25 protein-coding genes and 1 pseudogene are annotated in these 26,536 nt (G+C 61.9%); 12 read left to right on the top strand and 14 right to left on the bottom strand.

Going from position 1 to position 26,536, the window contains the following annotated elements:
• Positions 1-233: 233 nt before the first annotated feature.
• Entirely contained in the window at positions 234-1,085 is an 852-nt protein-coding gene (locus tag WAW39_RS20770; protein WP_422321078.1) for an alpha/beta fold hydrolase, read from the bottom strand.
• A 6-nt stretch (positions 1,086-1,091) separates the two neighbouring features.
• Positions 1,092-1,529 carry a hypothetical protein gene (locus WAW39_RS20765; RefSeq protein ID WP_422321077.1) on the bottom strand — a complete coding sequence of 146 codons (438 nt, stop codon included), beginning with the start codon at positions 1,527-1,529 and terminating at the stop codon, positions 1,092-1,094.
• Between the two features lie 123 nt (positions 1,530-1,652).
• On the opposite strand from WAW39_RS20765, the gene WAW39_RS20760 reads away from it, so the two are divergent.
• Both WAW39_RS20760 and WAW39_RS20755 read left to right on the top strand, forming a co-directional pair.
• Entirely contained in the window at positions 1,653-2,105 is a 453-nt protein-coding gene (locus WAW39_RS20760; RefSeq protein WP_422321076.1) for a hypothetical protein, read from the top strand.
• A 106-nt stretch (positions 2,106-2,211) separates the two neighbouring features.
• On the top strand, positions 2,212-2,721 hold the full coding sequence (locus tag WAW39_RS20755) for a universal stress protein (RefSeq protein ID WP_422321075.1): 510 nt from the start codon (positions 2,212-2,214) through the stop codon (positions 2,719-2,721).
• A 25-nt stretch (positions 2,722-2,746) separates the two neighbouring features.
• Here WAW39_RS20755 and WAW39_RS20750 read toward each other — a convergent pair.
• The 4 genes and pseudogenes from WAW39_RS20750 to WAW39_RS20735 form a co-directional block, all read right to left on the bottom strand.
• Positions 2,747-4,173, bottom strand: a pseudogene (locus WAW39_RS20750) (class II fumarate hydratase).
• Positions 4,174-4,227: 54 nt separating this feature from the next.
• Complete coding sequence (locus WAW39_RS20745; protein ID WP_422321074.1) at positions 4,228-5,796, bottom strand: hypothetical protein; 1,569 nt, start codon at positions 5,794-5,796, stop codon at positions 4,228-4,230.
• Positions 5,797-5,916: 120 nt separating this feature from the next.
• A complete protein-coding gene (locus tag WAW39_RS20740) occupies positions 5,917-6,447 on the bottom strand; it encodes a peroxiredoxin (protein ID WP_422321073.1) in 531 nt (176 codons plus the stop codon).
• Positions 6,448-6,469: 22 nt separating this feature from the next.
• A complete protein-coding gene (locus WAW39_RS20735) occupies positions 6,470-7,435 on the bottom strand; it encodes a c-type cytochrome domain-containing protein (RefSeq protein ID WP_422321072.1) in 966 nt (321 codons plus the stop codon).
• Between the two features lie 124 nt (positions 7,436-7,559).
• Here WAW39_RS20735 and WAW39_RS20730 point away from each other — a divergent pair, with 124 nt between their 5' ends.
• Positions 7,560-8,894: a glucose-1-phosphate adenylyltransferase gene (locus WAW39_RS20730; RefSeq protein ID WP_422321071.1), complete on the top strand. Its 1,335-nt coding sequence runs from the start codon at positions 7,560-7,562 to the stop codon at positions 8,892-8,894.
• Between the two features lie 129 nt (positions 8,895-9,023).
• Here WAW39_RS20730 and WAW39_RS20725 read toward each other — a convergent pair whose 3' ends face one another.
• Both WAW39_RS20725 and aroC read right to left on the bottom strand, forming a co-directional pair.
• Positions 9,024-9,722, bottom strand: a complete 699-nt coding sequence (locus tag WAW39_RS20725; protein WP_422321070.1) for a hypothetical protein — start codon at positions 9,720-9,722, stop codon at positions 9,024-9,026.
• A gap of 4 nt (positions 9,723-9,726) precedes the next feature.
• Complete coding sequence (aroC, locus tag WAW39_RS20720; RefSeq protein WP_422321069.1) at positions 9,727-10,812, bottom strand: chorismate synthase; 1,086 nt, start codon at positions 10,810-10,812, stop codon at positions 9,727-9,729.
• A gap of 111 nt (positions 10,813-10,923) precedes the next feature.
• Here aroC and WAW39_RS20715 point away from each other — a divergent pair, with 111 nt between their 5' ends.
• Entirely contained in the window at positions 10,924-11,679 is a 756-nt protein-coding gene (locus WAW39_RS20715) for a phosphodiester glycosidase family protein (RefSeq protein WP_422321068.1), read from the top strand.
• A 3-nt stretch (positions 11,680-11,682) separates the two neighbouring features.
• On the opposite strand, the gene WAW39_RS20710 is transcribed toward WAW39_RS20715, so the two are convergent.
• Complete coding sequence (locus WAW39_RS20710) at positions 11,683-13,236, bottom strand: NAD(P)/FAD-dependent oxidoreductase (protein ID WP_422321067.1); 1,554 nt, start codon at positions 13,234-13,236, stop codon at positions 11,683-11,685.
• Between the two features lie 146 nt (positions 13,237-13,382).
• Here WAW39_RS20710 and WAW39_RS20705 point away from each other — a divergent pair, with 146 nt between their 5' ends.
• Together WAW39_RS20705 and WAW39_RS20700 are read left to right on the top strand one after the other, a co-directional pair.
• Entirely contained in the window at positions 13,383-14,261 is an 879-nt protein-coding gene (locus WAW39_RS20705) for a hypothetical protein (RefSeq protein ID WP_422321066.1), read from the top strand.
• Positions 14,258-15,082 (top strand): polysaccharide deacetylase family protein, encoded by an 825-nt coding sequence (locus WAW39_RS20700; protein ID WP_422321065.1) that lies wholly within the window; start codon positions 14,258-14,260, stop codon positions 15,080-15,082. Before WAW39_RS20705 ends, WAW39_RS20700 begins: the two co-directional genes overlap by 4 nt.
• Here WAW39_RS20700 and WAW39_RS20695 read toward each other — a convergent pair.
• Both WAW39_RS20695 and WAW39_RS20690 read right to left on the bottom strand, forming a co-directional pair.
• Positions 15,029-15,694 carry a class I SAM-dependent methyltransferase gene (locus WAW39_RS20695; RefSeq protein ID WP_422321064.1) on the bottom strand — a complete coding sequence of 222 codons (666 nt, stop codon included), beginning with the start codon at positions 15,692-15,694 and terminating at the stop codon, positions 15,029-15,031. The two genes, WAW39_RS20700 and WAW39_RS20695, sit on opposite strands and share 54 nt — an antisense overlap.
• A complete protein-coding gene (locus tag WAW39_RS20690) occupies positions 15,691-16,878 on the bottom strand; it encodes an AMP-binding protein (RefSeq protein WP_422321063.1) in 1,188 nt (395 codons plus the stop codon). Before WAW39_RS20690 ends, WAW39_RS20695 begins: the two co-directional genes overlap by 4 nt.
• A 111-nt stretch (positions 16,879-16,989) precedes the next feature.
• Here WAW39_RS20690 and WAW39_RS20685 point away from each other — a divergent pair, with 111 nt between their 5' ends.
• Both WAW39_RS20685 and WAW39_RS20680 read left to right on the top strand, forming a co-directional pair.
• Positions 16,990-18,213 (top strand): beta-ketoacyl-[acyl-carrier-protein] synthase family protein, encoded by a 1,224-nt coding sequence (locus WAW39_RS20685; RefSeq protein WP_422321062.1) that lies wholly within the window; start codon positions 16,990-16,992, stop codon positions 18,211-18,213.
• A complete protein-coding gene (locus WAW39_RS20680) occupies positions 18,210-19,235 on the top strand; it encodes a hypothetical protein (protein WP_422321061.1) in 1,026 nt (341 codons plus the stop codon). Before WAW39_RS20685 ends, WAW39_RS20680 begins: the two co-directional genes overlap by 4 nt.
• 1 nt (position 19,236) lies before the next feature.
• Here the strand turns inward: WAW39_RS20680 and WAW39_RS20675 are convergent, their stop codons facing one another.
• Entirely contained in the window at positions 19,237-19,881 is a 645-nt protein-coding gene (locus tag WAW39_RS20675) for a DUF4412 domain-containing protein (RefSeq protein WP_422321060.1), read from the bottom strand.
• A gap of 98 nt (positions 19,882-19,979) precedes the next feature.
• Between WAW39_RS20675 and WAW39_RS20670 the strand changes: the two genes are divergently transcribed.
• From WAW39_RS20670 to WAW39_RS20660, 3 genes are read left to right on the top strand one after another with little or no spacing between them, the layout of a single operon-like run.
• A complete protein-coding gene (locus WAW39_RS20670) occupies positions 19,980-21,278 on the top strand; it encodes an ABC transporter permease (RefSeq protein ID WP_422321059.1) in 1,299 nt (432 codons plus the stop codon).
• Between the two features lie 12 nt (positions 21,279-21,290).
• On the top strand, positions 21,291-22,094 hold the full coding sequence (locus tag WAW39_RS20665; protein WP_422321058.1) for a rhomboid family intramembrane serine protease: 804 nt from the start codon (positions 21,291-21,293) through the stop codon (positions 22,092-22,094).
• 12 nt (positions 22,095-22,106) lie between these two features.
• Positions 22,107-22,940, top strand: coding sequence for a phosphodiester glycosidase family protein (locus tag WAW39_RS20660; protein ID WP_422321057.1), 834 nt, complete (start codon positions 22,107-22,109; stop codon positions 22,938-22,940).
• A gap of 9 nt (positions 22,941-22,949) precedes the next feature.
• Here the strand turns inward: WAW39_RS20660 and WAW39_RS20655 are convergent, their stop codons facing one another.
• Positions 22,950-23,582 (bottom strand): cyclase family protein, encoded by a 633-nt coding sequence (locus tag WAW39_RS20655; protein ID WP_422321056.1) that lies wholly within the window; start codon positions 23,580-23,582, stop codon positions 22,950-22,952.
• A gap of 67 nt (positions 23,583-23,649) precedes the next feature.
• Between WAW39_RS20655 and WAW39_RS20650 the strand changes: the two genes are divergently transcribed.
• A complete protein-coding gene (locus WAW39_RS20650) occupies positions 23,650-24,990 on the top strand; it encodes a Gfo/Idh/MocA family protein (RefSeq protein WP_422321055.1) in 1,341 nt (446 codons plus the stop codon).
• Positions 24,991-25,032: 42 nt separating this feature from the next.
• On the opposite strand, the gene WAW39_RS20645 is transcribed toward WAW39_RS20650, so the two are convergent.
• Positions 25,033-26,460 carry a DUF1501 domain-containing protein gene (locus tag WAW39_RS20645; RefSeq protein ID WP_422321054.1) on the bottom strand — a complete coding sequence of 476 codons (1,428 nt, stop codon included), beginning with the start codon at positions 26,458-26,460 and terminating at the stop codon, positions 25,033-25,035.
• Between the last annotated feature and the right edge of the window lie 76 nt (positions 26,461-26,536).

The following is a 26,536-nucleotide window of genomic DNA, read 5'->3' as shown; positions in this document are numbered from 1 at the left end:
GAGCAGCAGCCTCGGCTTTGGCTTTCGGACGCAGGGAGCCCAGACCGTCAAAAATAAAGGCCAGCACCCAAAGCAAAACAGCCCCGCCGAGAACTGATCCGATGATCAGATTGAGAACAGACCAGATGGAGGAGGATTTTTCCGAAGTAGAGGAGGGCGCGGACATGGGCTAGTGGGTGGGGATTGAGCCCCCATCAGAGCACAGCAGCGCCTGAAAGCAACCGCCGTGTGCCTTACGGCTTCGCGCCCGCCGTCACCTCCGCCATCGCCCGCCCGATCTGGGGTGAAATCAGGTCCAGCAGGTCGTTGTGATGCCCGCCAGGAACGGCGTAAAAAGTCACCGCCTGCGGGTGGGCCGCCGCCAGCTCCGCCCCCATGCGCACGGGGATCACTTCATCCTCCGCGCCATGGAAAATCACGAACCGCGCCCCGGCACGGGAGGCCACGTGGCGCAGCGTTGCGCGGTTGTTGAAGCGGTGCTGGTTCAGGTAGCACAGCGGCCAGCCGAGCACGATGCGGCCCATGTCCGTCATTGTGGTAAAAGGGGACATCAGCACCCCGCGCCGGATGTCCAGATCATCCGCCGCCATCAGGGCCGCCGCAGAGCCCAGGGAATGGCCCAGTACCGCCAGACGGGGCTGCAGTTCGGCCTGGGTGGTGTGCAGGTGCCTGGCCAGCACCTCCACCGCCGCTTTCCCGGATTCCCGGATTCGCGCCGGGCTCGGGGTGCCCTCGCACTCGCCATAGCTGGGATAATCGACCAGCAGATAGGCGAAGCGGTCGTCCCACGTGGCGGTCTCATAAAGCCAGTCGAGCGCCAGGGATCCATTTCCGGCAAAGCACAGCCAGAGCGTCTGCGGCAGGCCGCTGGCAGGTCTGCGCGCGGGAATGTAGAAGGCCGTCTGGTGGCCCTGAGACGTCTCAAAAAGCACGCGCTCCCCCCTGTCGGCCTGCAGCATGCTCTCATACTCCGCCCGGTAAGGATTCGGGTGGTAGATCAGGCTGGACTGGCAGCTGAGCAGAAAGATCACCGGTGTGAGGATGAGTATGGCGACGAGGCGCAGCAGGCGTTTCCAGAGAGGCATGGGGATTCAGTCCGGGGAATAGGTTTTAGACTTCACCTTCCCGTTCTCGAAAACCAAGAAAATACCTTCGCAATTCGGTTCCGCTGAATGTTCCGGATGCATGAAAAACGTCAGGCTTTTCTCTTCATCAATGATGATCTGCGGCTTTTGGCGGGGGCCGCCTTCCGGGTAAAGCTGCGTCTGCAAGGCCATGACCTCCTCCCGTGTCATGCCCAGCCGGATGCCTTCGTAAAAGGATTTGTAGCTGCGGTAGCGGGCGTCCATCCACTCCGGATGCATGGCGTACACCACCAGCCCGGCCGGGGCCAGCGTCACCAGGGCGATGAGCACCAGAAGTACCTTCAGCCCCCAGCTGCGCACCCGGAACACGGTGATCAGCATGATCACCGTGGCCACGGCACCGAGCACAGCCAGAATAACGATGGGATGGGTGGAGGAACTCATGCGCCGGGCATGCTGAGTGATGCCGCAGGGAAAGGCGATCAAAAAAATAGTCCCTCCCCTTCCCGCTTCAGCCCGATTTCAGTACCACCGAAACAAGATCGCATGCCGATGTACTCGTGAGCCATGCAACCTGCCGATTCCGCCACCACGTTTGAAGCCGCCGTCACCGACGCCGGGATGACGGTGCAGGGCCTAAATGCAGCCACCGCGCTGGCGCAGATGGAGGCCTTCTACCGCGATATGCGGGCGGAGAACTGCATCCTGGATGAAGAGGGCGACTCCTTGCACTGCCAGTGGGGCGTGAACGGGCAGGGCGCGGACAAAACCTTCCAACTCGAGTTCTCCCGCCACTTCATTGAACCCGGAGACGAAGATGAGGACGGCATGAGCGAGCTCTCTCTGACCCTGACCTACGCGCCTGACCCTGAGCTGATGGCCCTGGAGCCCGGCACCTGCCAGTGCAGCCTGCCCACGGAGCTACCGGAGTTTGAAAAATCTGTCCGCGCCAGCCCGCCTTTCCAGACCCTCGCTGCGCTCAAGCCGCAGCAGACGGCGCTGGCCTGGTGGCTGACGTGACACCTGCGGCAGCCTCCATCCGCTGCTGATCGCCCCGCCCGGATGCGGAGCGGGATTCGTATCCATACTGGGACGCGCAACGCGCACCAACCACCCCCCTCAAGCCATGAAAACCATTCTCGCACTCATCGATTTTTCCGATGTCAGCCCTCAAGTCCTCGAGCAAGCGGAAGAGCAAGCGAGGGCGTTCGGGGGGAATGTGGTTCTCGTCCACGTCGTGCCGCCGGAACCGCTGGTGGTGGATTTTGAGCCGCCTGCTGTCCCGCCGGACGTGTTTAAATCACGCCAGCAGCAGTTGTTCCTCATGCGCGACACCTTGATCGATCACGGAGTGCAGGCCACGGCGCAAGTGTTTGGCGGCCTGCTGCTGGAGACCGTACTGGACCAGATCGCAAACATCGCCCCCGACATCATCCTCATGGGCTCTCATGGACATGGCGCGCTATACCACCTGTTCGCCGGCAGCGTTACCACCGGCGTCATCCAGCAGGCCAGTCGCCCCGTGCTGGTCATCCCGAGCGTGCCCGCCCCAGAAACCCATCTGGTGAAAATGGCCGCCAAGAAAGCCCAGCTCGCACGAGTGGGCCCGCTGGGCGGAGTTCCCGCGCCGATTTGATTGCAGGACGAAGAGGAAGTTTTGCTTATCCCCCGCCGCCGCCCACCATGCCTGCATCCGGCGTGGTCATCCGGGCAGGATCCAGCGCCTCGTTCAGCTCCGCCTCTGTGATGCCCAGCTGTGCAAGCTGTTGTAGGCAGAGCTCTCGCACGGGCGTCCCCGTTTTGGCGCTCTGCTTCGCGATTTCAGCGGCCTTGTCGTAGCCGATTTTGGAATTCAAGCCGGTCACCATCGCGAGGCTGTGCTCGATGAAATTCGTGCAGCGCTCCCCGTTCGCCACGATGCCTCTCACACAACGTGAGGCGAAGAGCGCGGTGACATTGGTCAGTAGCTCGATGCTTTCCAGCAGCGCCGCCGCGAGTGCGGGCATCATGACGTTCAGTTCCAGATTCCCGTTGGCGGCGCACCAGGTGACAGTGGTGTCGTTGCCCATGACCCGGGCGCAGACCTGCATGAGGCTTTCGCACATCACGGGGTTCACCTTGCCGGGCATGATGGAGCTCCCGGGCTGAGTGGCAGGAAGCATGATCTCACCGATCGCACACTGCGGGCCGGAGCTGAGCCAGCGCAAGTGTCATTGGCGATCTTGAAAAGGCTGGTGGCCACGGTCTTGAGCTGGCCGCTTGCCTCCACGAGGGCGTCCTTCGCGGACTGCGCCTCGAAGTGATCCTGCGCCTCGCGGAAAGGCAGGCCGGTCTTTTCAGCTAGCAGCGGGATGGCGCGCGCGGGCATCTCCGGGTGGCTGTTCAGTCCTGTCCCCACCGCCGTGCCCCCAAGCGGCAGCTCCATGAGGGCGTTCAGCGCCTTGTGCACGCGACTCACCGCCAGCTCCGCCTGCCGTGCGTAACCCCTGAACTCCTGCCCCAGGCGCACCGGCGTGGCATCCATCAAATGCGTGCGGCCGATTTTGAGCACCTCCCAGAACTCCTCCGCCTTCGCCGCCAGCGAATGCTGCAGCGTTTCCAGCGCCAGAAGAAGCCTCCGGTTCAACTCCTGCGCCACGGCGATGTGCACCGCCGTGGGAAAGGTGTCGTTGCTGGACTGCCCCATGTTCACATGGTCATTCGGATGCACGGGGTCCTTCGCTCCGAGGGGCCTGCCGACGATCTGGCAGGCGCGGTTTGCGACCACCTCGTTCACATTCATGTTCGTGCTCGTGCCGGAGCCGGTCTGATAGATGTCGATGACGAAATGCGCATCGTGCCTGCCCTCCGCCACCTCCAAGGCCGCCTGCTCAATGAGCGCCGCATTGTGCTGCTGCAGCAGTCCCAGCTCCTCATGCACACGCGCCACCGCCCATTTGATAAGCCCATAGGCGTGAATGACCGGCAGCGGCACACAGCGCCCGCTGACGGGGAAATTGAGCACCGCCCGCTGCGTGCTCGCGCCATAGAGCGCCTCCGCCGGCACGGCCATCGCCCCCATGCTGTCTGTCTCGGTGCGCGTGTTCATGGCAGAGGATACGCACGTCATGAGCGGAGGGGAGATGGCATTCACCCCCCTTCCTCACCTTACCGGTGTCCAGCGCAGGCGGTAGAAATAACTTCCGGCGGTCTGGGTGGGCTGGAACGTGTGGGTGAAGGACGGGATGGTGTCCGCGGTGCGGAAGGTCTGCTCAGTGGTCCAGGGATCGACCAGATTGGGGGAGCTTTCGATGGTGTAACTGACGCGGGGATCGAGACTGGATGCGCTGAGCTGCAACTGAGCGCCGGTGAGGGTGGCGGTCAGCGCGGGCCCGCTGCCAAGCTGGGCATCCCAGGCCAGTCCGTATGAGCGGCTGCTCGAATTTGCGGTGACGACGAGGACGTACTGGCCGGGCGGGAGATTGTAGCAAAAGAGGTGCTCCACATTGTCCACGCTGCTGGTCGAGGAATAAAGCGCGGTGGAGCCGGGCGTGAAGCTGGTGGAGGCGTAGAGCTTCAGATTGAGGTCTGACAGAGTGCTGGTGTACGAGCCGGGAAAACCATCGACCGTGCGGTGCCAGGTGACGGCCGCGGAGAACGTGGTGGCGTAGCGCCCGGCGGGGATGCTGAAGAAATAACGCCGGCCCGAAGAGTTGGTGGTGCTGGTGGAAAAATCCCAACCGCGTGAGGGGGATTCAGTGCTGGTCGAAAAAGCATGCTGGCCCGCCTGCTGGATGTAGTAAGCGTTGCGGATGTTCAGCTCGCCAGCGCCGAAGACGGCGTCATACGGTGTGGCATCGGACTGGCGCACCCATTGCGGCAGATTTTGTTTCGATGCTCCTGCCAGCATCTGCGCCTTGATGACCTGGGGCTTTTCCGCGTTGGTGTTGCCCATGGCCACGGCAGACTGCAGCAGCGCCGCTCCTGTGCCTGCGATGGCCGGTGCGGCATAGCTGGTCTCCCCGACATTGACCACGAGATCGGGCTTCATGCGTCCGGAGCCATCCGTGTTGGTGCCGCCCAGGCTGTGGACGCCGGAGCGGAGGCCGGCGGTGAGGGCATGGTAATTGTTCCCCAGCAATGCTGGCAGCGCCCCGGTGTTGTTGTCCAATGGCACGGTGACGATGCGACCATCTCGATTGATGAGAAAGTCCAGACTCCGCAGCAACTGCGGGTCCGTGGTGGCGTCCGTAGTGCCTTTCCAACTGTGATTCTGCACCCTGCCCGGCAGGACTTCCGGGCCGGAGCCGGTGTAAATCCGGTTGATGAAGTCGAGCGCGGTGTAGTTGTGGATTTCCGTGGCTCCCTGAGCGATGCCGGTGCCATTGGCATAATAAAAGGAGGCCACGGACTGCGCATGGCTCAGCACCACCCCTGCACCGGACTCGGCGAAAAACGTTTTGCCGGTGTATGAGCCGGCACCGGCAAACGAGCCGGGGCCGCCGTCCTGCGGCAGGTAGTTGGGCGGCGAGGTCTGATCATTGGCTTCGGACTGCATCAACACGATGCCCGCGCCAGTCGGCACCGCAGCGCCCAGCTCGGCGGCCAGCTGAGTGTAGCCAATGTCATCCCGCCAGTCCGCACGCACTCCCACCTGCGCCGCCAGCAGCAGCACAGCAACCACGCAGAGGCGTGAGAATGGGAAAGTTTGGAGAACTGGGGGAATGATCACGCGGTGTGTTAAAGACAGCACTGAGGCGCTGGCGTTAATCTAAAAAGCAAAAAAGACCGCCAGTTGCACACCGGCGGTCTTTTGATTGAAACAACTTTGCTACTTTCAGAGCTGGGCGAGTTACTTCACCTCGGCCAGCACGCGCTTGATGTCAGCGGCCTGCTGGTCGGTGGCGGCCGAGTAGTCCTGCCAGACCACTTTGCCATCCTTGATGAGGAAGCAGCTGCGTGAGGCGAGTGAGAGCAGGCCTTTGAGCATCTTCTTCACCTTGAAGGCTTCGACGATCTTGCCTTCTGGATCGGCGATGAGGTCATACGGAAGCGTGAACTTGTCCTTGAACGCCTTCTGCGACTCCGCCTTGTCAAAGCTGACACCCAGCACCTGCACGCCTTCTTTGGAGAGATCCGCAAAGGCGTCCCGCAAAGAGCAGGCCTGCTTGGTGCAGCCGGGGGTGTCGGCCTTCGGGTAGAAGAAGACCACCGTCGGCCCCTTCTTGTACACATCGGCGAAGTTCACCGTGGCACCGTCCTGGTTGATGCCAGAGACCACCGGAGCGGGGTAGCTGACTTTTTCGCCTTCGCCAGCGTTGGCGGTTCCAAAGAGTGCGCTGAGCATGGACATGGTGATAAGAAGGAAGAGACGCGTTTTCATGAGGGGCTACGGTTGGGATGGATTATTCGATGCTGACTTTGATGCCGGGGATGGCGGCGCTGAGTTCTTTTACGCCGGGCTTGGTGGCCTTGGACTGCCAGAGATGGACATTCTTGAGGCTTTTGATCTTAGACAGGTGCTTCAATCCGGCGTCCGTGATCTCGGTGCCGTAGAGATTCAGGGTCTCGAGTTTTTTCAGCCCGATGAGGGATTCGAGGCCGGCATCAGTGATTTTGGTCTGGCGTAAATCGAGCGATACCAAGCGCGGCAGCTGGCCGATCGTCTTCAAGGCACCGTCGGTGATGATAGTGCGCCCCAGATCCAGCTGCACGATGTTTTCCTTGAGCGGCAGAATTTCGGCCACCTTGGCGTCATCGCACTTCGAGACTCCCGTGAGGAAATCCACCCGCACCAGCGGGCTGTCCACCTTCACCGGAGAGACCTGGGCACCGGCGGCCTTCGCCTTGGCCAGCACGCCGTCAGAGAGGGGCTTCACCTCTTTTTCAAGAGCGGCATAAAACAGATCGTGCGGACGCGGCTTGTAAGGCTTCGCGGATTCCGTCATCGCGCCTGCGGGCATGCCTTCCACACTGCCGACCCAGCCGCCGAAGTCCGCACCTTCCTCGATCCACTTCTTGAGCAGGGCGATTTCTTCCTTCGTCAAATCTTCGCCCTTGGAGGGCATGTGGCCGTCGTCATCCTTCGGCAGCGTGACGGACTCATAGATGCCGCTCTTGTCCGGGGCGCCGGGCGTGAGCACGGGCCCGTTTTCACTGCCTTTCAGGATGGCCCAGGAAGCATCCAGCCGCAGTCCGGCCTTGGGTTCCTTCTTCTGGCCGTTTTCCACATGCGGAGCCTTGTGACAATCAACGCATTTCTTAGTAATGACGGGCAGCAGGTCTTTTTCAAAGCTGACCGCTGAATAGGCTGAGGACGCAATCAGGCAAACGCTGATCATGCAGGGGAAACGAAACGTCGGGGTGGACATGAGGTTGGAGGAAGGTGATAGAGCTGAATCGCTCGCGAGGCGCGTCAGCTCGCAAGATTTGGACAGGGATAACGCTTGCTTGTTCTCCTTGTTGCAGAGAATTAATGACAACCAACTTAGGACAATGAGCACACCTCCAAACGCCACGGCCCCCTCGTCATCCAAAGTCCAGATCGAAGCAGACACTCTCTTACGCCGCAATACTCTGGCCATCGTCATGGGTGGTGGGGCAGGCACGCGTCTTTTCCCTCTGACTGAAAACCGCGCCAAACCCGCCGTGCCCCTCGCCGGCAAGTATCGCATCGTCGATATCCCGATCAGCAACTGCATCAATTCCGGGCTGCGCCAGGTGTACGTGCTCACCCAGTACAACAGCGCCTCGCTCAACCGCCATCTCGCCCGCACCTACCGCTTTGATCAGTTCACCCGCGGCTTTGTGGAGGTGCTCGCAGCGCAGCAGACTCCCGATGGTGAGCGCTGGTACCAGGGCACCGCCGACGCCGTGCGGCAGAACCTGCGCTACTTCCTCGAAGGCGACTACGACTACTTCCTCATCCTCAGCGGGGACCAGCTCTACCGCATGGACTACCGCATGCTGATGCGCCAGCACGTCGCCACCAATGCGGACATCACCATCGCCACGATTCCTGTCGATGCCGAGGCCGCAACGTCGTTTGGCATCATGCATTCCGATGAAGACGGCCGGATCTATGAGTTTGTGGAAAAGCCCAAGGATCCTGAAGTCCTCGAAAAGCTGCGCATCCCGCCTTCCACTTTGAAGACCATGGGCATTGATCCTGTGGAGTCGCGCTTCCAGGCCTCCATGGGCATCTACCTCTTCCACCGCGATGTGCTCATCGAGTGTCTCGACAACACGCTCAACGACTTCGGCAAGCACATCATCCCCACCGCGATCAAGAACAAGCGCGTCTTCAACTTCAACTTCCAGGGCTACTGGGAGGACATCGGCACCATCCGCAATTTCTTCGACGCCAACCTCGACCTCTGCCGCCTGGTGCCGCAGTTCGACTTCTTCGAAAGCTCCGCGCCCATCTTCACCCATGCCCGCTTCCTGCCTGCCACCAAGATCAATGGTGCCACCATCCGCGGTGCGCTGATCGCCGACGGCAGCGTGCTCACCGACGCCCACATCGAAACCGCCGTCATCGGCCTGCGCGCCAAGATCGAGCCCGGCACCACCATCCGTGACTGCATCATCATGGGTGCAGATTACTACGCCGGTGCCGTCGGCACCGATCCGAACCGCCCGCCTCCCGGCATCGGCCGCAACTGCCGCATCGAGCGCGCCATCATCGACAAGAACGTCCACATCGGCGACAACGTGGTCATCACTCCCGAAGGCAAGCCGGACAACATGGACGGCGAAAACTTCTACATTCGCGACGGCATCATCTGCATTCCGAAAGACGCCATCATCCCGTCCGGGACGTGGATCTGAGCCACGCCAAGACCCCACGCAACACCGGAGGACCGGCACGTTCACCGTGGGTGCCAGCTCACGGTTTGCAGGCAAACCGACATCGCCAGGACGGGTTGTATCCGCCCTCTGGGCTTCCGGCCTCTCAGATCATATGACATGCCGCCTCTTGCAAATGCCCCATACGCCCAGCACCAGCAGAGCACAAATGCCTGCGGCTGCCATCATCCCCTCACGCCACCGCCTCGCCCCTTCGGCGCGAATCGCACGCGCTCCGGCGCTCTCAGCAAAAACCCGCCGATGCAAAGAGGGCGAAGCCACCTTGAGCACCTCCAGATCATCATCCGTAAACTCCTCCGGCAACAGCGCAGTCCGCCGCAGGATCTCCGGCAGCGTAGCCGTGCGGTCATCGAGAACCATCAGTTCCTCCACATCAAAGCACGGCGCCCCTTCACTCCGGTGAAGAATCACAATCAACCTCTGCCCTTTCTTGAAGTGCCACAGCCTGCCCCAGTCTTCATCAATTGGAACGTAAGGTGATTGCTCATAGCTGGCCTGGAGCACCGCCGTTTGAACGCCCGCGATTTGGTCCAGATACCCATAAGCGGAATCCACGCGCAGCGTGCATGACTCTGAGAGCCGGGTCTGCTGCGGCTGGCGGTCTTCTTCAGCCGCCACCTCCGTGACCGTGCCGAGCAGAAACGCCTGGGCAGCTCCATTCGCAGGGAGCCTCGGCGCACTCTGGATCACCAGCTCCCGCCCGCCGGTTCCCACCGCGATTTCTGGCAACGGCCCGCCATAGCCAGCCAGGCAGGTCGTGCCAGTGAGGAGCCAGGCAAGCCACCGCATCCCATCACCCCCTCATCGCGCGCTGGCGCAGGAAATGATCGGCCAGCACCAGATGCACCATGGCCTCCACCATCGGCACAGCGCGTGGCAGCACGCAGGCATCGTGGCGGCCGCGTGCGGAAAGGGTGGTGTCCTCGCCAGTGTTGGTCACGGTCTTTTGCTCGCGCAGCACGGTGGCCGTAGGCTTGAAGGCCACACGGAAGACGATCTCCTCGCCATTGCTGATGCCGCCCTGAATGCCGCCGCTGCGGTTCGTGCGGGTGCGCACCTTGTCACCGTCCATGTAGAATTCGTCGTTGTGCTCCAGGCCCGTCATCGTCGTGCCGCCAAAGCCGCTGCCGATTTCAAATCCCTTGGTCGCAGGCAGACTCATCATCGCCTTGGCGAGATCCGCCTCCAGCTTGTCGAACACCGGCTCTCCAAGCCCCGTCGGCACGCCGCGCACGACGCACTCAATGATGCCGCCCACGCTGTTGCCTTCGCTGCGGATCTTCTCAATGAGATCGATCATCTGCTCCGCCGCCACGGGATCGCAGGTGCGGACGATGTTGGATTCGATCACCGACGAATTGAGCTCCGCGCCCACGGGCACTTTCGCCTCGATGTGCTGCACCGTTTTCACGTAAGCCAGGCATTCGTAACCCGTGAGCGAATGCTGCAGCACCTTGCGCGCGATGGCACCGGCAGCCACACGGCCGATCGTCTCGCGTGCGCTGGAACGTCCGCCGCCGGAGACGGCGCGGATGCCGTACTTGGCGTCGTAGGTGTAATCCGCGTGGCTGGGGCGGTAGGCCTGCTGCATCTCCGTGTAGGCCGAAGGGCGCTGATCCGTGTTGCGCACCAGAATGCCGATGGGCGTGCCGAGCGTGAGGCCATCCAGCACGCCGGAAAGGATCTCCGCCTTGTCGTCCTCTTTGCGCGGCGTGACGATCTTGCTCTGGCCGGGCCGGCGGCGGTCGAGTTCAGCCTGAATGTCCTCCACGGTCAGGGGGATGCGTGGCGGACAGCCGTCGATGACGACGCCGACGCCGATGCCATGGGATTCGCCCCAGGTGCTGATGTGGAAAAGGGTGCCTAGACTGCTGGACATGTGAGGGTCATCATGGGGCAATCCGTTCCGGGTTCAAGGCTCTTCGTTTTGTAGTACCGGCTTTAGCCGGTTCTGGGGTTGTGGGATGACGTGAATTCAGCATCCTGTCGCATGACCTTTCCCCGCTGGCTCCTCACGCTTTTCGGCTGTGCCACGATCACCTCGCACCTGCACGGCGCGGAGACGGTGGATTACGAAGGCGGGCGCTATCACCTTTACCGCGTGGACAAGGCCGACTGGCCGCGCCTTCAGCTCGCCTGGCTGGGTGACAACGGCCAGCCGCTGGGAGATTTCAACGGCCTGCGCCGGCAGCTCGCCGCGCGCGGCAAACAGATCATCTTCGCCACCAACGCCGGCATCTACGAGCGCGGCCCAAAACCCTGCGGCCTGACCATTTGCGCCAGCAAGGAACTGGTGCCGCTGAATCTGAGCGCAGGCGAGGGCAACTTCTTCTTCAAGCCCAACGGCATATTCTACCTCGACGACCAGGCCGGCCCCGGCGTGATGGAAGCAGCGGAATTTGCCAAAAGCGGCCTCAAGCCGCGCCTCGCCACGCAGTCCGGCCCGCTCATGCTGCGCCAGGGCGTGATCCACCCCGCCTTCCAGGTGAACTCCCCCAACAAACGCCTGCGCAATGCCGTGGGCGTGCGCAAGAAAGATGGCCAGATCCTCTTCGTGATAAGTGATCGCGAAGACGCCGTGAAAGGCCGCGTGACGTTTCACCAGTTCACCCGCTTCTTCCAGCACCTCGGCTGCGAAAACGCCCTCTATCTCGACGGCGACATCTCCAACATGCTCGTGGATCCCAAACCAGACGCCAAGCTCACCCCCAACACCTTCGCGGGAATGTTTTTCGTGGCGGAGTGAGGGTCACGCCTCCACCGGCTTCTTCTCCATCACCACCACCGGCTCTCTGGCCGCAGTGGGTGCCAGCCAGGTGGTGATCTCCGCCTTGATCCACACCTTGATCCCCGCCCACAGCAATCGCGCTGCGGTGTGGTCTGGCGACAGGCTCATGAACGGCATCCAGACGTGCCCGTTGTTGGTGCTGCCATAGATGCCCTTGCGGCGCCGCTCCTGCCCGAGGTGCACGAAGCGGCGGTTGTAGAATGCCATGAAGCCGGCAAAAAATGCACCCGCCTTCCCTTCGTACGGCATGTGAATCCATTCATCATCCGGATTGTCATACACCCCCCTCACCGGGCCGAGGAAATACGCGGAGAGGTCCAGCAGAAACGTCGCATTGATCAGCTCCGCGTCGCCCATGTAGGAGTACTTGTCCTTGTAGAGCGAGTTGAACCACATGCGGTAGCTGCGCGGGTAGGCCGTGTTCAGGTAGTCGGTGATCGCCTGCGTGTTTTCACCCGCCAGATTCTTTTGCACCAGATCCACCGCCGCAGACACCGTGTGGCCGCAGAAGTCGAGCCCATGACTGTACAGCGGGTCCATGAACCCGGCCGCATCACCCACCATCACCCAGCGATTTCCCGCGATGCGTTCGGAACGGTACGCGAGGTTCTTGTAGTAAAAGGTGTCATCGGCATCCGGCACCGCGTTTTCAAACATGAGCCGGCCAATCGGGTGCGTCATCAGATGCGCCTGCAGGCGTGCCAGCAGCGAAGGCCCCTCTGGCAGCGTGAAAAACCTCCGGTCCCACGTCACACCGGCGCTGAAGCTGCCATCGGACAGCGGGATGATCCAGCACCACCAACCATGCCCCATGAGATGATTCGTGGCCGTGGTGCGGAGCTGGCTGACACCCTTCATCAGCGACGGATGCATCTTCCGGCTCTTGAAGCTGTCGAGCCCGTTCACATTGCGAAAACGGCACCAGATGGAGGATGTCGGGTGCTCGCTCTCCAAGGATTGATGCAGCCCGAGTTTCCTGGAAAGCACAGCAGCCTTGCCGGAGGCATCGATCAGCCAGCGCGCAGTCACCGTGCGCATCTGCCCTTCCTGCGGCATGATTTCCAGCGTGTGCGGTGCCTCGTCTTCGGAGAGTGTGATGGTTTTGATCGTTGCCGGGCGCAGCAGCTCGCAGCCGAAATCACAGGCCTCCTTCAGCAGGTGCTCGTCGAGGATGGCACGGTCCAGCTGGAAGGTCGGCAGCCGTGACTGGTAGCGCGGCCCGACCTCGGTGAGGCAGCCCACATCATCCTCAGGCGTCTTGCAAAACCACATGCGCAGGCCGTGCTTTTGATAGTGATGCGCACTCAGATGGTGCCCCTGATGCAGCACGCGTGTGAGGAAGCAGCCTGCCACTTCGGAAGTGCTTTCCCCCACCTTGCGGTCAAACTGCAGCGTGCGCTCCACGATGAGAATGCGCATGTCCGGATGCTCGCGTTTGAGCATCATTCCCGCCGACGCGCCGGAAAAAGCACCGCCCATGATGACCACGTCGTAATCGGTGTTGGATGAATTCATGCGTGCAAGTGCTGAAAAAGTCAGTTGTCGGAGGGGGTGTGACAGTCGAAACAGAACGTTTCATCCTATCCATGGTACGCCTCTAAATAATGCCATCCGCCGAATCTGCAACTCACGAGCCGACCGCGCCCGCCCCTCCCCCGCGCATGGGTCTGCATGATGCATGCTGGACCCAGGCGATCTTGTCTCTCATGCGCTGGGTGCCTGCACCGGTCTTCACGCTGTTCGCCTATCCCATCTCCTTGATCGCTTACATCCTGGCGGTGAAGCCGCGTGAGGCCATACGTGCCAATCTCAGCGCCCTCATTCCCGGCAAAGGCTCCAGCTGTCTGGCAGGCTTTCAGGTCTTCCTCCAGTTTTCGCTGACCTATCTTGACCGCCTTTGGTATCTGCATTTTCAGCGCAAGATCGACTGGGAGATCATCGGCGAAGGCGACTTCGAGGATCTGGAAAAACACCCGGGAGGCGCGCTGATCTTCACCGTGCATTCCGGTAACTACGACATCGGCGCCAGCCTCTTCGCACGCAAATTCACCCGGCCCGTACATACCGTCCGCATGCCCGAGGCCTCGGACTCGCTGAAAAAGCTGCGCAGGAAGGAGCTGTGTGACGAAGAAGGCCGCGAGCCGAATCTCCACGTTCATTACAACGAACCCGGCGGCCATCTCGGCATGGAGCTGTGCCGCCTGCTCCTCGCAGGTGAAGTCGTCTGCGTGCAGGGCGACCGCGTGCTGGGTGAGGTGACACCCACGCTGGCCCACATTGACGGCGTGACTTATAAGATCCCGCGCGGGCCGCTGGTCCTCGCGGAGGTGACCGGCGTGCCCTGCTACCCGGTGTTCCTCAACCGCAGAGGCCGGCTCGCCTACCGCATTGAGATTGGCAAACCTTTCTTCGAGGGCGGGCGCAAGGCCAAGGCCGCCGAGATCAGCGCCGCCTGGCTCCCGGTGATGCATAAGTTTCTTCTCCAGCACTGGGACCAATGGTTTGTCTTTGAACCGCTCGTCACCCGCGATCCGGCATGAATGCGGTCGTTCGTGCCAGCTGCCTGCGGCGTGCGTACTTTCGCTTCGCCCTGGCCCTCGGACCGGTGCCGGTGGTGATCTGGCTGGCAGCTCGCGGGCAGCCCCTGGCGGCTGCCCTGCTGTTTTGCACCGTCCTGACCACCATGATGATCGGCACCCTGGTGCCACGCTGCGCCTTGTTCGGCCGCATGAGCAAACAACTGCCTCCCGCAGGAAATCAGGTGCTGCTCACCATCGATGACGGTCCGCACCCCGACCACACCCCGGCGATTCTCGACATCCTCGACCGTCACCGCATCAAGGCGCTGTTCTTTCTCGTCGGCGAACGTGCCGCAGAACATCCGCAGCTGGTGCGCGAAATCCTCGCGCGCGGCCACGAAATCGGCAATCACACGCAAACGCATCCGGCCACCACCTTTTGGATGCTCCGCCCCGCCAGGTTGTGGCGCGAGATCGCAGGCTGCCAGGAGACGCTGGCCGCCCTCTGCCCGGGTCAGCCGCCGCGCTTTTTCCGCCCGCCGGCAGGCCATCACAACCTTTTCACCGCACTGATCGCCCAGTCCCTGGGCCTGCGCATGATGCTGTGGAACGCGCGGGGATTTGACGGCGTGCTGACAGACGTGCCCACCATCACCCGGCGCATCGCCCACCGCTTAAAAGCAGGCGCCATCGTTCTGATCCATGAAGGGACCCCCGTGGCCGTCGAGGTGGCGGAGGCCATCGCCTCCATGATGGCTGCGAGCGGCCTTCCATGCATTCCGCCGGCCTCACTCGCGTTCCGCGACGACGAGATGGTTGTTGAACGGCGTGCCGCCCCATAGCGGCTGCACCCGCACCTGCAGTCCTGCAGCGCCCAGCACGGACTCAAATAACGCACGGTCCGGGTAGCACACCGGTGCGTCCTTCATCCAAAACGTCAGCTTGGCCAGCCAGTCTCCCGCCACCGTGACGCGAAAGCGCAGGGAGTCGTTCTGCAGGCAGGTGCGAATGATCAGCTTCCCCCCCTGAGCCACGCGGGATGCCGCCGCTTTGAGCAGCGCCTCCTGCTCCTGCCGCGTGAAAAACTGCAGGATGTCCAGGATCACCACATGCCCGCTGCATTCCGGAAGTCCGGTGCGTGCATCCCCCGTCATGAAGCTGAGCCCTTCGCAGTCGCTGAGCGAGACCATGTCATGCGCACAGGAGATTTTTTCCGCATCGTAATCAAATCCGGCGATGGCAGGCGCAAAGCCTGACTCACGCAGATAAAACGCCAGCAGACCGATGCCGCAGCCGATGTCGAGCACCGGCAGCGGGGAGCCCAGCAGCTCTTGGGTGACGGCGGCGTAAACGGGATCAGAACGCAGCTTCACCACCGAGTAGAAACGCTCGTGGCGCCTGGCGCAAAGCCGGGTGATGCGCCTTAGGGCACTGGATGGCAAACGGGTGTTCATGGTCTGCCGATCCATTTACGCGGGACTTCCCAAGGTGCGAGCAATGAACAAGCTGTGATTTTAAAAGCGGGATCAATTTCCGCCTGGGGCAGGCCGACTTCCGCCACGATGTCCTGACAGCGCTCGGGATCGCGGCTCCGTGCACCATAAATTTTCACCTGCTCCAGCTTCGATGCCCGCATGATTTTTTCAGCAATTTCGAGGGGGCTGAGCTTCCGACCCGCCACATTGATGCCTGCACCCGTGCATTGCTGAAACCGCAGGCGGGCTCCCTCCTGCTCCACCAGATCGCTGGTGGTGAAAACCCCGGCACCATAGTTCTCCTGCGGCAGCTGGTCATCATACCCCAGCCCCACAGAGCTGCTGGTCACCACCAGACGGCCCTCAGCATCGGTCTGTGTCTGCACGCCCGGCAGGAGGGTGCCTATATCGCGCCCATCCTCACGCAAATCGAGCGTCTCGTCCCAGGACACCGCACCGCACTCGCTCGTCCCGTAGAGATTGTGAATCTTCAGTCCATGCTGCTCCAGCGCCATGCGCTCCAGATCGAGCGTAAGCGGAGATCCGGCGGAGATCGCCAGACCGATGTTGTCAAAGCAGACATCGCCCCTGAGCCAGGCCTTCCACAGGGCTGGAACCCCCGGCAGAAACACCCGCCGGTGGTGCTTCATCGCCTCCGTCAAAGGCTGCGCAAACGGCTGCGGTGCAAAGCACGTGGGCACTCCGTTGAGCAGCGTTTGCAGCACCGTTGTCGTCAGACCAAAGGAATGCGCGCAGGAAATCGCCGCCACCCCTGTGCCGCGTGAGCCGAGATCCAGCGCCGCATGCAGCCGGTCCACATCCGCGGCGATTTGATCAAACGTGAAAAACTGGCAGCGCCGCACCCCCGAACCACCCACGGCCTGCTTGATCAGGGCCGTCCTCGCAGGCGGCGGGCTGGCGGGAATGCGGCGGGAGCGGTCTTTTTCCACCAGTTGCACAGGCAGGCCGTGCAAAAACCCGACCAGCAGCAGGCGCAAAATTTGTGGCACCTCACCCTGCACCAGCACGTAATCACCGGTCGGCTTTGCTGCACGCGCCTCGGCATCCAGCTCGCGGAACGTGGTGGCACGTCCGTCAGCAAGATACAAAGCCGCCTGCGCGCCGCGCTCAGCCACAATACGATCCCAGCGTTCACCAAACATTTGCAGTCCTTGCGGCGAAGCGTAAACCATAGGCCGCGCCGTGCGGTAGATATGAACACTTGCGTTAGCAGTTCAACCCTCCACACAACGAATCTCATCCTGTCCTCCCTAGTGCCTTCACCTCTAAGTAAGAACATCGCCATCACCGGAGCGGGGATCGTTTCGCCTTTGGGCATGGGCTGGCAGGCGAATGAAGCGGCGCTGGCAGCGGACCGCACCGCCTTCAAGCCGGTCGAACTCTTCGACACCCGCGAGTTCATCGCCAAAACCGCCGGGGTGGTGGATCTGCCCGCAGAAAACCTCTTCCACCGCATCCCCGCCCACAAACAGACCTACTTCGATCGCGGCACGCGCATGCTGCTCATGGCCATCCGCGAGGCGCTCGCGCAGTCTGGCCGGGAGAACATGGAGGGCATCGACGCCATGGTCATCGGCACCTCCGCCGGGGCCATGCCTTTGGGAGAGGCCTATTTCGAACACGCGCATCAGGATGCCGCCCGCGTCCCGGCCCAGCTTTCGCGTGCCGAATATTACCAGCCGCAGCGCCAGATGAGCAGCATCGCCGCCGAATTTGACTGGCGCGGCCCGGTCATCATCGTTTCCAATGCCTGCGCCTCCGGTGCCAACGCCATCGGCTGGGCGGCGGACATGATCCGCTCCGGCCGCGCCAAACGCGTGCTCGCAGGCGGCTACGATGCGATCGCGAAGCTCGTCTTTGCCGGGTTCGACACCCTGCACGCCCTCGCACCCAGCGGCATTCCCCGCCCCTTTGATGCGAACCGGGATGGACTCGCGCTCGGTGAAGGTGCCGCCGTCATGCTGCTGGAAGCCGAGGAGGTTCGCCAAAGCGCGGCTCTGGGAAATGTCTCCGGCTATGCCACCGCCACCGACCTGCATCACCTCACGCAGCCAGATCCCGCCGGCAAAGCCGCCATCCGCACCATGACCACCGCCTGCGCCCAGGCCGGTGTTTCTCCCGCTCAAATCGGCTACATCAACTCCCACGGCACCGGCACGCCGTTCAACGATGTGGCCGAAGCCTCGGCCATCGCCGCCTGGGCGGGTGATGCCGTGTCCAAGATTCCCGTCAGCTCCACCAAGTCCTCCATGGGTCATCTGCTCGGCGGCGCTGGCGCCGTCGAAGCCGTGATCTGCCTGATGGCTCTGCAGGGGCAGTGGCTGCCCGGGAGCCTGAACGTGCGCGAGATCGATCCCGCCGTTCACTTTGATCTGGTGCGCCAGTTCCGGCGCGCCTCGCTTGATTATGCGCTGACGAATTCCTTCGGTTTCGGCGGCACCAACGCAACCCTCGTGCTGCAAAGGAGGTCCGCATGAACGCGCGCAATATCCGCATCCGTGGTGTCGGCGCCGTAAGCTCTGCTGGCTGGAACGCCGCCGCCATGCACGCAGCCGTGCTGGCGGGAACACCGCTGCCCTCCCGATCCTGTGACCGTCCCGGCGATGTTCGAAACTGGCCCTGCGAATCGCGTTTTGCACCCCCTGCCCCGCCAGAAAAAGTCGCTCGCCATCCGCGCCTGCGCCGCTCCAGCGCAATCACCCGCTACTCCGTGGCTGCGGCCCTGGAGGCCCTGGCAGATGCCGGGCACGACCCCTCCGCGCCGCCTCCCGGTCTGGGCATTCTGTTCGTGATGATGAACGGCTGCGTGAACTACACCGGCCGCTTTTACGACGAGGTGCTGCAAAACCCCGCGCAGGCCAGCCCGCTGATCTTTCCTGAAACCGTGTTCAATGCACCCGCCTCGCATGTCGCCTCCTTCCTCGGAGTGGACGGCGCGGTCAGCACCCTGTTGGGGAGCCCAAACTCCATCATGGAAGCACTCGACACCGCCGCGTTCTGGATCGGCAGCGGCATCGTGGAGGACTGCCTGCTCATCGCCGCGGAAGAATGCGACTGGCTCAGTGCTGAGGCGCTCACCTACTATCACCCCAAGCTCATCGGCTCCGAAGGTGCCGGAGCACTCCTGCTCTCCGCCAGCGGCGGCGGCCCCCGCGTCAGCGAAATCATTGGCCCGCTGGGCTACCTTTCCTGGCAGGAGCGCTGCGACCTGCTGCCGGAACTTGCTGCGCAAACGCTGGTGCATTGCCAAGGCCCGGCCACGCTCATCAATGACCGCACCGGGATCTCGAAACTGGACCACACAGAAATCGCTGCCTGGTCCGGACGGCCATGGGACGCCGTGCTCAGCCCGAAGTACGTCCTCGGTGAAAGCATGGGGGCCAGCAGCGCCCTGCAGCTTGTCCTTGGAACTCTGGCCGTGCGGCAGACGCAGCAGCCCGTGGTTATCTCCATGCCCGGTTCCAACACTGCCGCCTACGCGTGTGTGCTGACGCCGTAACTCATTTCGGCGCTCCGGGCATTTTCATTTCGTTGTAGCCGGCAGGGGGCACAAACTCCTCTGCAGCCACCGTCTCTTCTTTGGCAGAGACCAAGTGTGAGACCACGCTCTTGCCCATCATCGTCATCTCAGATTTCACCACCATGCCGTCGAAATCCGAAGCCTGCGGGGAAATGCCGGACACCGCGCCGCCCATCACCTTGCCGAGTTTGTCGCTGATGGCGCTGATCTCAGCGTGTTTCGGGAAATCCTTGGCCACCCAGAAGCGGCCTTTGCCCAGCGTCCCTTCCCAGGTGTAAATCTCCGCGTTCCACTCGCCGACTTTCTCCTTCTGCCCCGTCGCCACGGGCTTGGCTGCCGGCTGGCCGCCTGGGCCCTTTCCCGTCTTTTCCAAGGACGCCTTCAGCGTCGCCAGATCCATCTTCATCATCATTTTCTGTGCATGCATCATCATGACCATGCCCTCAGCCCCCAGGATGGCGGACATCTTGTCTCCCATGTCCACTCGGGCCTGCTCTCCCTTGATCTTCGTGGTGACCACGGTCTCCTTGCCCTCCGCGTCAGTCTTCTGCACCAGCACCCAGTCGGCGCGGGCATGGGTGGCGGCCAGCAGCAGGACAATCAAAGAAAAAAAGCGCGTTTTCATAAGTGCCGCAGGTTACTCTGAAACGCAGCCTGGGGTCAATCATGAACGTCTCTGGCCTTGAACTGCATTGTTCCGCCCCTCATGATCGTTCTTTCCGCATGAGCCGTCTTCCTGCCTTCATCCGCCACCACCTCGCCGGCTCCGGCATGCTCATCGCACTGCTGCTGCTGTGCGTCTTCTTCAGCATCGCCACCTGGACCCGGCAATACCCGCAGAATGCTGCCGCAGCCAAAGACGTCGTCTCCCAGATCAACCCGAACGCGAAAGTCCTCATCGTCGTGCGCCCGACCACCGCAGACACCGTCTTCGCCAAAGCTCTCCAGGCAGAACTCGGCTCCCGCGCTGAAATCGTCCAAGGCGAACCCAAGGACGCACGCGCCGCGCTGCTGCGTGCTGCCGCATCGGGTGGCATCGATGTGATCGCCTGCAATCAAGCCACCGCATCCTGGCTCGTGTTCAGCGATCTTCCTGCCGACTTCCCCGCGCTCAAAAACGCACGCGTGGTGCGCCCACGGCCCCATGCCTGGCCCGTCTTCCTCAAGACCGACAACCTGCTCAACATCGCCAATCAGATCGCCGTCATCGCCATCCTCGCCATTGGCATGACATTGGTCATCATCACCGCCGGCATCGATCTGAGCGTGGGCAGCCTGATCGCCCTCTCCGCCGTCATCACCACGATCATCGTGCGTGATTTCTGCGGCGGTGTGCATGCCGGAGCCGTTGGCATGTTCGCCGCCGGGCTCGGTGGCATCGCTTTGTGCGGTGCATGTGGCCTGCTCTCCGGCGCCTTCATCACCCGCCTGCGCATGCCGCCTTTCATCGTCACGCTGGCGATGATGCTCGTGGTCAGCGGCCTTGCCTACCGGCTCGCTGAAAATCAATCCGTCTATCAGGTGCCGGATTCCTTTGCCCGGCTGGGACGTGGCTCCGATCTCCTGGGCCTGCCCAACGCCGTGGTCCTCATGCTGCTGCTCTACGCCGCCGCTCACATCGTGATGACGCAGACCCGCCTCGGCAGAAACCTCTACGCCGTCGGTGGCAATGTGGAAGCCGCGCACCTTTCCGGCGTGCCCGTCCAGCGTGTCATCCTCATCGCCTACGTCCTGTGCGGACTGCTCGCCGGCCTCGGCGGTGTCGTCACCGCCTCCCTGCTCAAAAGCGGTTCCCCCACCTACGGCCAGATGTATGAGCTCTACGTCATCGCCGCCGTCGTGGTGGGCGGCACCAGCCTCAGCGGTGGCAAAGGCACCATGCCCGGCACCCTGATCGGCGCCTTCATCATCGCCGTCATCCAAAACGGCATGAACCTCACCAACGTCGAAAGCAACACGCAGAAAATCGTCCTCGGCCTCGTCATCCTCTGCGCCGTTCTCGTCGATCGTGTGCGTAAGTAGAAATCAAAACTCATGTTCAACTCCTGGCTCCCTGAATCTCAAGATCGACTCCCGCTGACGTGGTGGAAAACGCACCCCGTCTATCTCGCCGCCATCATCGCACTCGCCGGAGCTGCGAGCATGATCATCACCGCGGTGCTCGGTTACGACTTGATGGGGCATTTTGTCTTCACCTACGACAGCGCCTTTCGTCAGCTCCATCTCTGGACGCCTCTGACGTACATCTTCGTCAATCCTCCCAGTCTCTGGACGCTCATCGGCTGCCTCCTGCTCTGGAATTTCGGCGAAGCGGTGGAGCGTCACCTGGGCCGTCGCGCCTTTGTCCGGCTGCTTTTGCTTCTGCTGCTGATCTCTCCGTTGGCCATCACCTTGATCAGCCTCTTCGGCAGTCGGGGCTTCGCCTGCATGGGGATGATGCAGCTTGAGTTTGGCGTCTTTATCGCCTTCGCCACCCTCTACCCCCACGCGAAGCTTAGCGTCATCATTCTCACCATCGATGCCTGGATCCTCGCCGCCGTCTTCGTGGGCCTTAATGCCCTCGGCAGCCTCGGAGCGCGCGACTGGTCCTCGCTCCTCCTCCTCGCCGCCAACGTCGGCACCGCCTACGCCTTCATCCGCTACGAAACAGGCGCGCTGAAGCTTCCCTCCCTGCCCAAACGTTCACCACCGCAGACCCGGAAGCCCGCGAAAAAAAGCAGCACTCCCACCGTCGATGACATCCTCGACAAGATCAGCCATCAAGGCATGCAAAGCCTCACCCCCGAGGAACGCCGCATCCTCGACCAGGCGAGCGATCAGATGAAGCGCAAACGTTGAAGCTGACGTGTCATGACGCACTGCGCTGTTCTTGCAATCACGCTGGCCATGCTCTCGCTGGCAGCTGCATCGGCAAATGCACAGTCTGCTGCTCCGCCATCTCCCGGCACCAGCTGGCGCAAGCTTGTTCCGGGCATTGAGCTTGGCCTGTTCCCCGCGCCCGACGGCCAGGGGCAGATGCAGATCGTACGCGTCGATGCACGCAGCCATCCGCTGCGCCTTTGCTCCTCCTCTGCCACCCAGCCCATGCTCAGCGTGGAGGAGTGGGCGGCCAAGCAAAAGCTCTGCCTGGTGATCAACGCAGGCATGTATGACAAGGATGGCAGCGCCCACTGCGGCTATCTCAAAAACCATGCCCTCATTGGGCCCGCAGTATTTCGAAGCGATTACTCATCCATCTGTGTCTTCTCGCCTTTCGCCAAAGGAGCCGCGCCCTTTCGACTGCTCGATACCGACGATGCCAGCATTGAGAAAAACATTCTCTCCCAATATGCTGTCGCGGTGCAAAACCTCCGCCTCATCAAGCATCCCGGTGAGAACCGCTGGAAGCAGCAGCCAAAAATGTGGAGTGAGGCGGCGCTGGCAGAGGACAAGGACGGCAACGCCCTGTTCATCTTCTGCCGCACGCCCTCCACGATGCATGACTTCAATGAGCACCTGCTGAAGCTGCCAATCAGCCTTGTGAGCGCCCAGCATCTGGACGGTGGCCCGCCCGCGTCATTCTATCTGAACTGCGGTGGCGTGGTTATCCGCAGCACGGGCAGCTTTGAGTCGGGATTCAACGAGACCCACGGCAGCCAGAAATTCTGGCTGCTGCCTCACGTGATCGGAGTCCAGGCACCCTGAGATCCTGCACTAGCGCAGCACCACACGGCACGGCGCACCGTCGGCGCCTTCCAGTTTGAGCGGCAGGCAGATCAGCTCGTAGTAGCCGGATTTGATCTCGGCCAGATTGAGGCCTTCGATCACCCAGATACCAGCACCGAGCATGATCTGATGGGTTTCCACGCCATCCTTGTTGAATCCGCCGATGCTGAGATAATCGACGCCCACGGTCACCACACCTTGATCAACGAGGTACTGCGCGGCGTCCGCACGGATGGAAACGAAGTCCTTGTCGAACTCGTTCATGGCCCAGCTTCGAGTCGAGTTGCGTGTCTTGAAGAGCACACGCTGACGCGGAGCTATTTTGAGCTTCTTCAGATCATCCACCGTGATTTGATCCTCGCAGTCGAGCAGTTCAAAAACACGGCAGCGGCCGATCACGGGCTCCAGCGGCATCTGCTCCATCGTCAAACCGTCGGCGATGAAATGTCGCGGCGCATCCATGTGCGTTCCCGTGTGGGCGCTCATGCTGAGGTGTGTCAGATTACACACGGCGCCATCGTCCATGCTGACCACACGTTTGATGTGGCACTCGGGGTCACCGGGCCAGTGTATCATGCCGTCACGCAGGGGGACGGAGATGTCTTTCCAAGGTCGTTTCATAAGGACTAATACGAGCCTGACAGCGGTCTCTACGCAAGACCTTGTTTTTATTTTGCGTTTTCTAAAAATGTCCCAGCTTCCTCGTCGTCAGTTCATTAAATCCACCGCAGCCGCAGTCTTCGGCTTTCAAATCGTGCCTCGGCACGTCATTGGCGGTACCGGTTTTACTCCACCAAGTGAAAAAATTAATCTCGGCTGCATCGGCATCGGGGGGCAGGGCGGTGGGGACATCAGGGATCTGGATGATTCAGGCCTCGCCAACATCGTGGCGCTCTGTGACGTGGATCTCGACCACTCTGCCGTCACGATCAAAAAATACCCGAATGCCAAGCTGTACCGCGACTACCGCGAGCTGATCGAGAAGCAGAAGGACATCGACGCCGTGCTCGTGGCCACCCCTGACCATGTGCATGCGCCTGCGAGCATCATGGCCATGCGCGCCGGACGCCACGTCTATGTGGAAAAGCCGCTCGCCCACACCATCGCCGAAGCGCGCGCCATGCGCGATGTGGCCGCAGAGACCAAACGCGTCACCCAAATGGGCAACCAAGGCCACGCCAGCGAAGGCATCCGCCTGACCCGCGAGTGGATTCAAGCCGGTGCCATCGGCAAAGTCTCCGAGGTGCATGTGTGGTCCGACCGCCCCGGCAAATTCTGGGATTCCCAAGGCAAGGCCTACCCCACCGACACACCGCCCGTGCCCAAGAATCTCGACTGGGACCTCTGGCTCGGCCCGGCCAAGGCACGCGCCTATCATCCCGACTTCTGCCCGCGCAAGTGGCGCGGCTGGTGGGACTTCGGCTGCGGTGCCCTTGGCGACATGGCCGTGCACAACGCCGACCCCGCCTTCTACGCGCTGGATCTAGATGCCCCCGACTGGGTCGAGGCGGAGAACGGCCCGAACAACAACCAGTCCTACCCGACCTGGAGCGTCATCACCTACCACTTCCCCGCCAAAGGCAACCGCCCTGCCGTGAAAATGGTCTGGTATGACGGCGGCAAGCTGCCACCCCGCCCGGAAGGTCTCGAAGAAACACGTAACCTCGGCGACAACGGCATCTACTTCGTCGGCGACAAAGGCTGCATCCTCGCCGGCGGCTGGTCCGGCACCCCGCGCATCGTTCCCGAGACCAAGATGCAGCAGTTCGTCATCCCCGCGAAAACGATCCCCCGCTGCCTCAGCGGCCACCGCAAAGAATTCCTCGAAGCCTGCAAAACCGGCAACCCGCAGGATGCCAAGTCCGGATTCTGGTATTCCGCCCCCTTCACCGAATCCCTCCTCGTCGGCCTCCTCGCCGTTCGCTTCGGCAAACGCGTCGAATGGGACACCAAGGCGATGAAATCCCCCAACACACCGGAAGCCGACGCCATCATCCACAAAGCCTATCGCGCCGGTTACGGCATCTGAAGTAGCACAACCGTCCCGGTTGTGTGAGCTTTGGAAAAGCGACTACGCCAGCATCTTCGTCACCAACTCCCCAGCCACTCCCGTCAGCCTCATATCCAGGCCCTGGAATCGCTGATTGAGCTTCGTGTGATCAAAGCCCAGCACGTGCAGCAGCGTGGCATGCAGGTCATGCACATGCACCGGGTCTTCAGTGACATTGAACCCAAACTCATCGCTCTGACCAAGCGTGAGGCCGGGCTTCATGCCGCCGCCGGCAAACCACATGCTGAAGCAGTTCGGATGGTGATCGCGCCCGTCATTGCCACCCTGCACCATCGGCGTACGGCCAAACTCGCCGCCCCAGATCACAAGCGTGTCCTCCAGCAGCCCGCGCTGCTTCAAATCCCGCAGCAAAGCGGCGCAAGGCTGATCCGTGAGGCCGCACTGGGTCTTCAAACCATTCACCAGACCACCATGATGATCCCACGCCTCATGGAAGAGCTGCACAAAACGCACACCGCTTTCCACCAGCCGACGCGCCAGCAGGCAGTTGTTGGCAAAGGACGCCTCGCCCGGTTTCGCACCATACATGTCGAGGATGTGCTTGGGCTCCTTGCTGATGTCCATCAATTCAGGTGCCGTCTGCTGCATGCGATAGGCCAGTTCAAAGCTGTTGATGCGGCTCGCGATCTCAGGATCACCCACCACGTTGAGCCGCTCTTCATTGAGCTGCTTCAGCACATCCAGCGTGTCCCGCTGTGTCGCGTCATTGACGCCCGCCGGATTGCTCAAAAACAAAACAGGCTCCCCGCTGCTGCGGAACGGCACGCCTTGATACACCGTGGGCAGAAAGCCGCAGCCGAAGTTGCTCATGCCGCCGCTGGGCCCTTTCTGCCCGCTCTGCATCACCACATAGCCCGGCAGATCCTGATTCTCCGTGCCGAGACCGTACAGCGTCCACGCCCCAAAGCTCGGCCGCCCGAAAATCTGCGAGCCCGTGCTCATCAAAATCTGTCCCGGTGCATGATTGAAGGCGTCCGTTTTCATCGAACGTACAATCGTGAGATCATCCGCCATCTTGGCCGTGTGCGGCAGCAGCTCGCTCAGTTCCGCGCCGCTCTGCCCATGCCGCGCGAATTTGAACTTCGGCCCCAGCAGCTTGCTGTTGGGATTGATGAACGCGGCGCGGTAGCCTTTCAGCAGATCCGGCGGCGGCAGCTTCCCGTCCCATTTGGAAAGCTCCGGCTTGTTGTCAAACAGCTCCAGATGGCTCGGCGCACCACCCATGAAAAGATAGATCACCCGCTTCGCCTTCGCAGGATAATGCGGCTTCTTCAGCGCCAGCGGACTCACGGGCGCGGCCGCACTGGCCGTGCGCGACATCAGATCCATCGCCGCAATGCTCGCCAAGCCTACGCCGCAGTCTTTGAAAAACCAGCGGCGGGTGCGGTAGCGGGCGTATTCGGCCTGAAGTTCGTGGCGGAGAGTCATGGCGGGTGATTGACGCATAGAAATCGCCCGCTGGCGATCATGTCTATCCGCGTGGGCGGCGCAGCACAATCCAAGG

This window comes from Prosthecobacter sp., assembly GCF_049294395.1.
Classification (GTDB): domain Bacteria; phylum Verrucomicrobiota; class Verrucomicrobiia; order Verrucomicrobiales; family Verrucomicrobiaceae; genus Prosthecobacter.
Note: the sequence above shows the minus strand (reverse complement) of the source record. Positions and strands in the feature narration are given on the sequence as shown.

What these genes read in the sequence shown, in the direction of transcription:
- WAW39_RS20770 (WP_422321078.1), bottom strand. Translation starts at nt 1,085, where the DNA reads ATGCCTCTCTGGAAACGCCTGCTGCGCCTCGTCGCCATACTCATCCTC.
- WAW39_RS20765 (WP_422321077.1), bottom strand. Translation starts at nt 1,529, where the DNA reads ATGAGTTCCTCCACCCATCCCATCGTTATTCTGGCTGTGCTCGGTGCC.
- WAW39_RS20760 (WP_422321076.1), top strand. Translation starts at nt 1,653, where the DNA reads ATGCAACCTGCCGATTCCGCCACCACGTTTGAAGCCGCCGTCACCGAC.
- WAW39_RS20755 (WP_422321075.1), top strand. Translation starts at nt 2,212, where the DNA reads ATGAAAACCATTCTCGCACTCATCGATTTTTCCGATGTCAGCCCTCAA.
- WAW39_RS20740 (WP_422321073.1), bottom strand. Translation starts at nt 6,447, where the DNA reads ATGAAAACGCGTCTCTTCCTTCTTATCACCATGTCCATGCTCAGCGCA.
- WAW39_RS20735 (WP_422321072.1), bottom strand. Translation starts at nt 7,435, where the DNA reads ATGTCCACCCCGACGTTTCGTTTCCCCTGCATGATCAGCGTTTGCCTG.
- WAW39_RS20730 (WP_422321071.1), top strand. Translation starts at nt 7,560, where the DNA reads ATGAGCACACCTCCAAACGCCACGGCCCCCTCGTCATCCAAAGTCCAG.
- WAW39_RS20725 (WP_422321070.1), bottom strand. Translation starts at nt 9,722, where the DNA reads ATGCGGTGGCTTGCCTGGCTCCTCACTGGCACGACCTGCCTGGCTGGC.
- aroC (WP_422321069.1), bottom strand. Translation starts at nt 10,812, where the DNA reads ATGTCCAGCAGTCTAGGCACCCTTTTCCACATCAGCACCTGGGGCGAA.
- WAW39_RS20715 (WP_422321068.1), top strand. Translation starts at nt 10,924, where the DNA reads ATGACCTTTCCCCGCTGGCTCCTCACGCTTTTCGGCTGTGCCACGATC.
- WAW39_RS20710 (WP_422321067.1), bottom strand. Translation starts at nt 13,236, where the DNA reads ATGAATTCATCCAACACCGATTACGACGTGGTCATCATGGGCGGTGCT.
- WAW39_RS20705 (WP_422321066.1), top strand. Translation starts at nt 13,383, where the DNA reads ATGGGTCTGCATGATGCATGCTGGACCCAGGCGATCTTGTCTCTCATG.
- WAW39_RS20700 (WP_422321065.1), top strand. Translation starts at nt 14,258, where the DNA reads ATGAATGCGGTCGTTCGTGCCAGCTGCCTGCGGCGTGCGTACTTTCGC.
- WAW39_RS20695 (WP_422321064.1), bottom strand. Translation starts at nt 15,694, where the DNA reads ATGAACACCCGTTTGCCATCCAGTGCCCTAAGGCGCATCACCCGGCTT.
- WAW39_RS20690 (WP_422321063.1), bottom strand. Translation starts at nt 16,878, where the DNA reads ATGTTTGGTGAACGCTGGGATCGTATTGTGGCTGAGCGCGGCGCGCAG.
- WAW39_RS20680 (WP_422321061.1), top strand. Translation starts at nt 18,210, where the DNA reads ATGAACGCGCGCAATATCCGCATCCGTGGTGTCGGCGCCGTAAGCTCT.
- WAW39_RS20675 (WP_422321060.1), bottom strand. Translation starts at nt 19,881, where the DNA reads ATGAAAACGCGCTTTTTTTCTTTGATTGTCCTGCTGCTGGCCGCCACC.
- WAW39_RS20670 (WP_422321059.1), top strand. Translation starts at nt 19,980, where the DNA reads ATGAGCCGTCTTCCTGCCTTCATCCGCCACCACCTCGCCGGCTCCGGC.
- WAW39_RS20665 (WP_422321058.1), top strand. Translation starts at nt 21,291, where the DNA reads ATGTTCAACTCCTGGCTCCCTGAATCTCAAGATCGACTCCCGCTGACG.
- WAW39_RS20660 (WP_422321057.1), top strand. Translation starts at nt 22,107, where the DNA reads ATGACGCACTGCGCTGTTCTTGCAATCACGCTGGCCATGCTCTCGCTG.
- WAW39_RS20655 (WP_422321056.1), bottom strand. Translation starts at nt 23,582, where the DNA reads ATGAAACGACCTTGGAAAGACATCTCCGTCCCCCTGCGTGACGGCATG.
- WAW39_RS20650 (WP_422321055.1), top strand. Translation starts at nt 23,650, where the DNA reads ATGTCCCAGCTTCCTCGTCGTCAGTTCATTAAATCCACCGCAGCCGCA.
- WAW39_RS20645 (WP_422321054.1), bottom strand. Translation starts at nt 26,460, where the DNA reads ATGACTCTCCGCCACGAACTTCAGGCCGAATACGCCCGCTACCGCACC.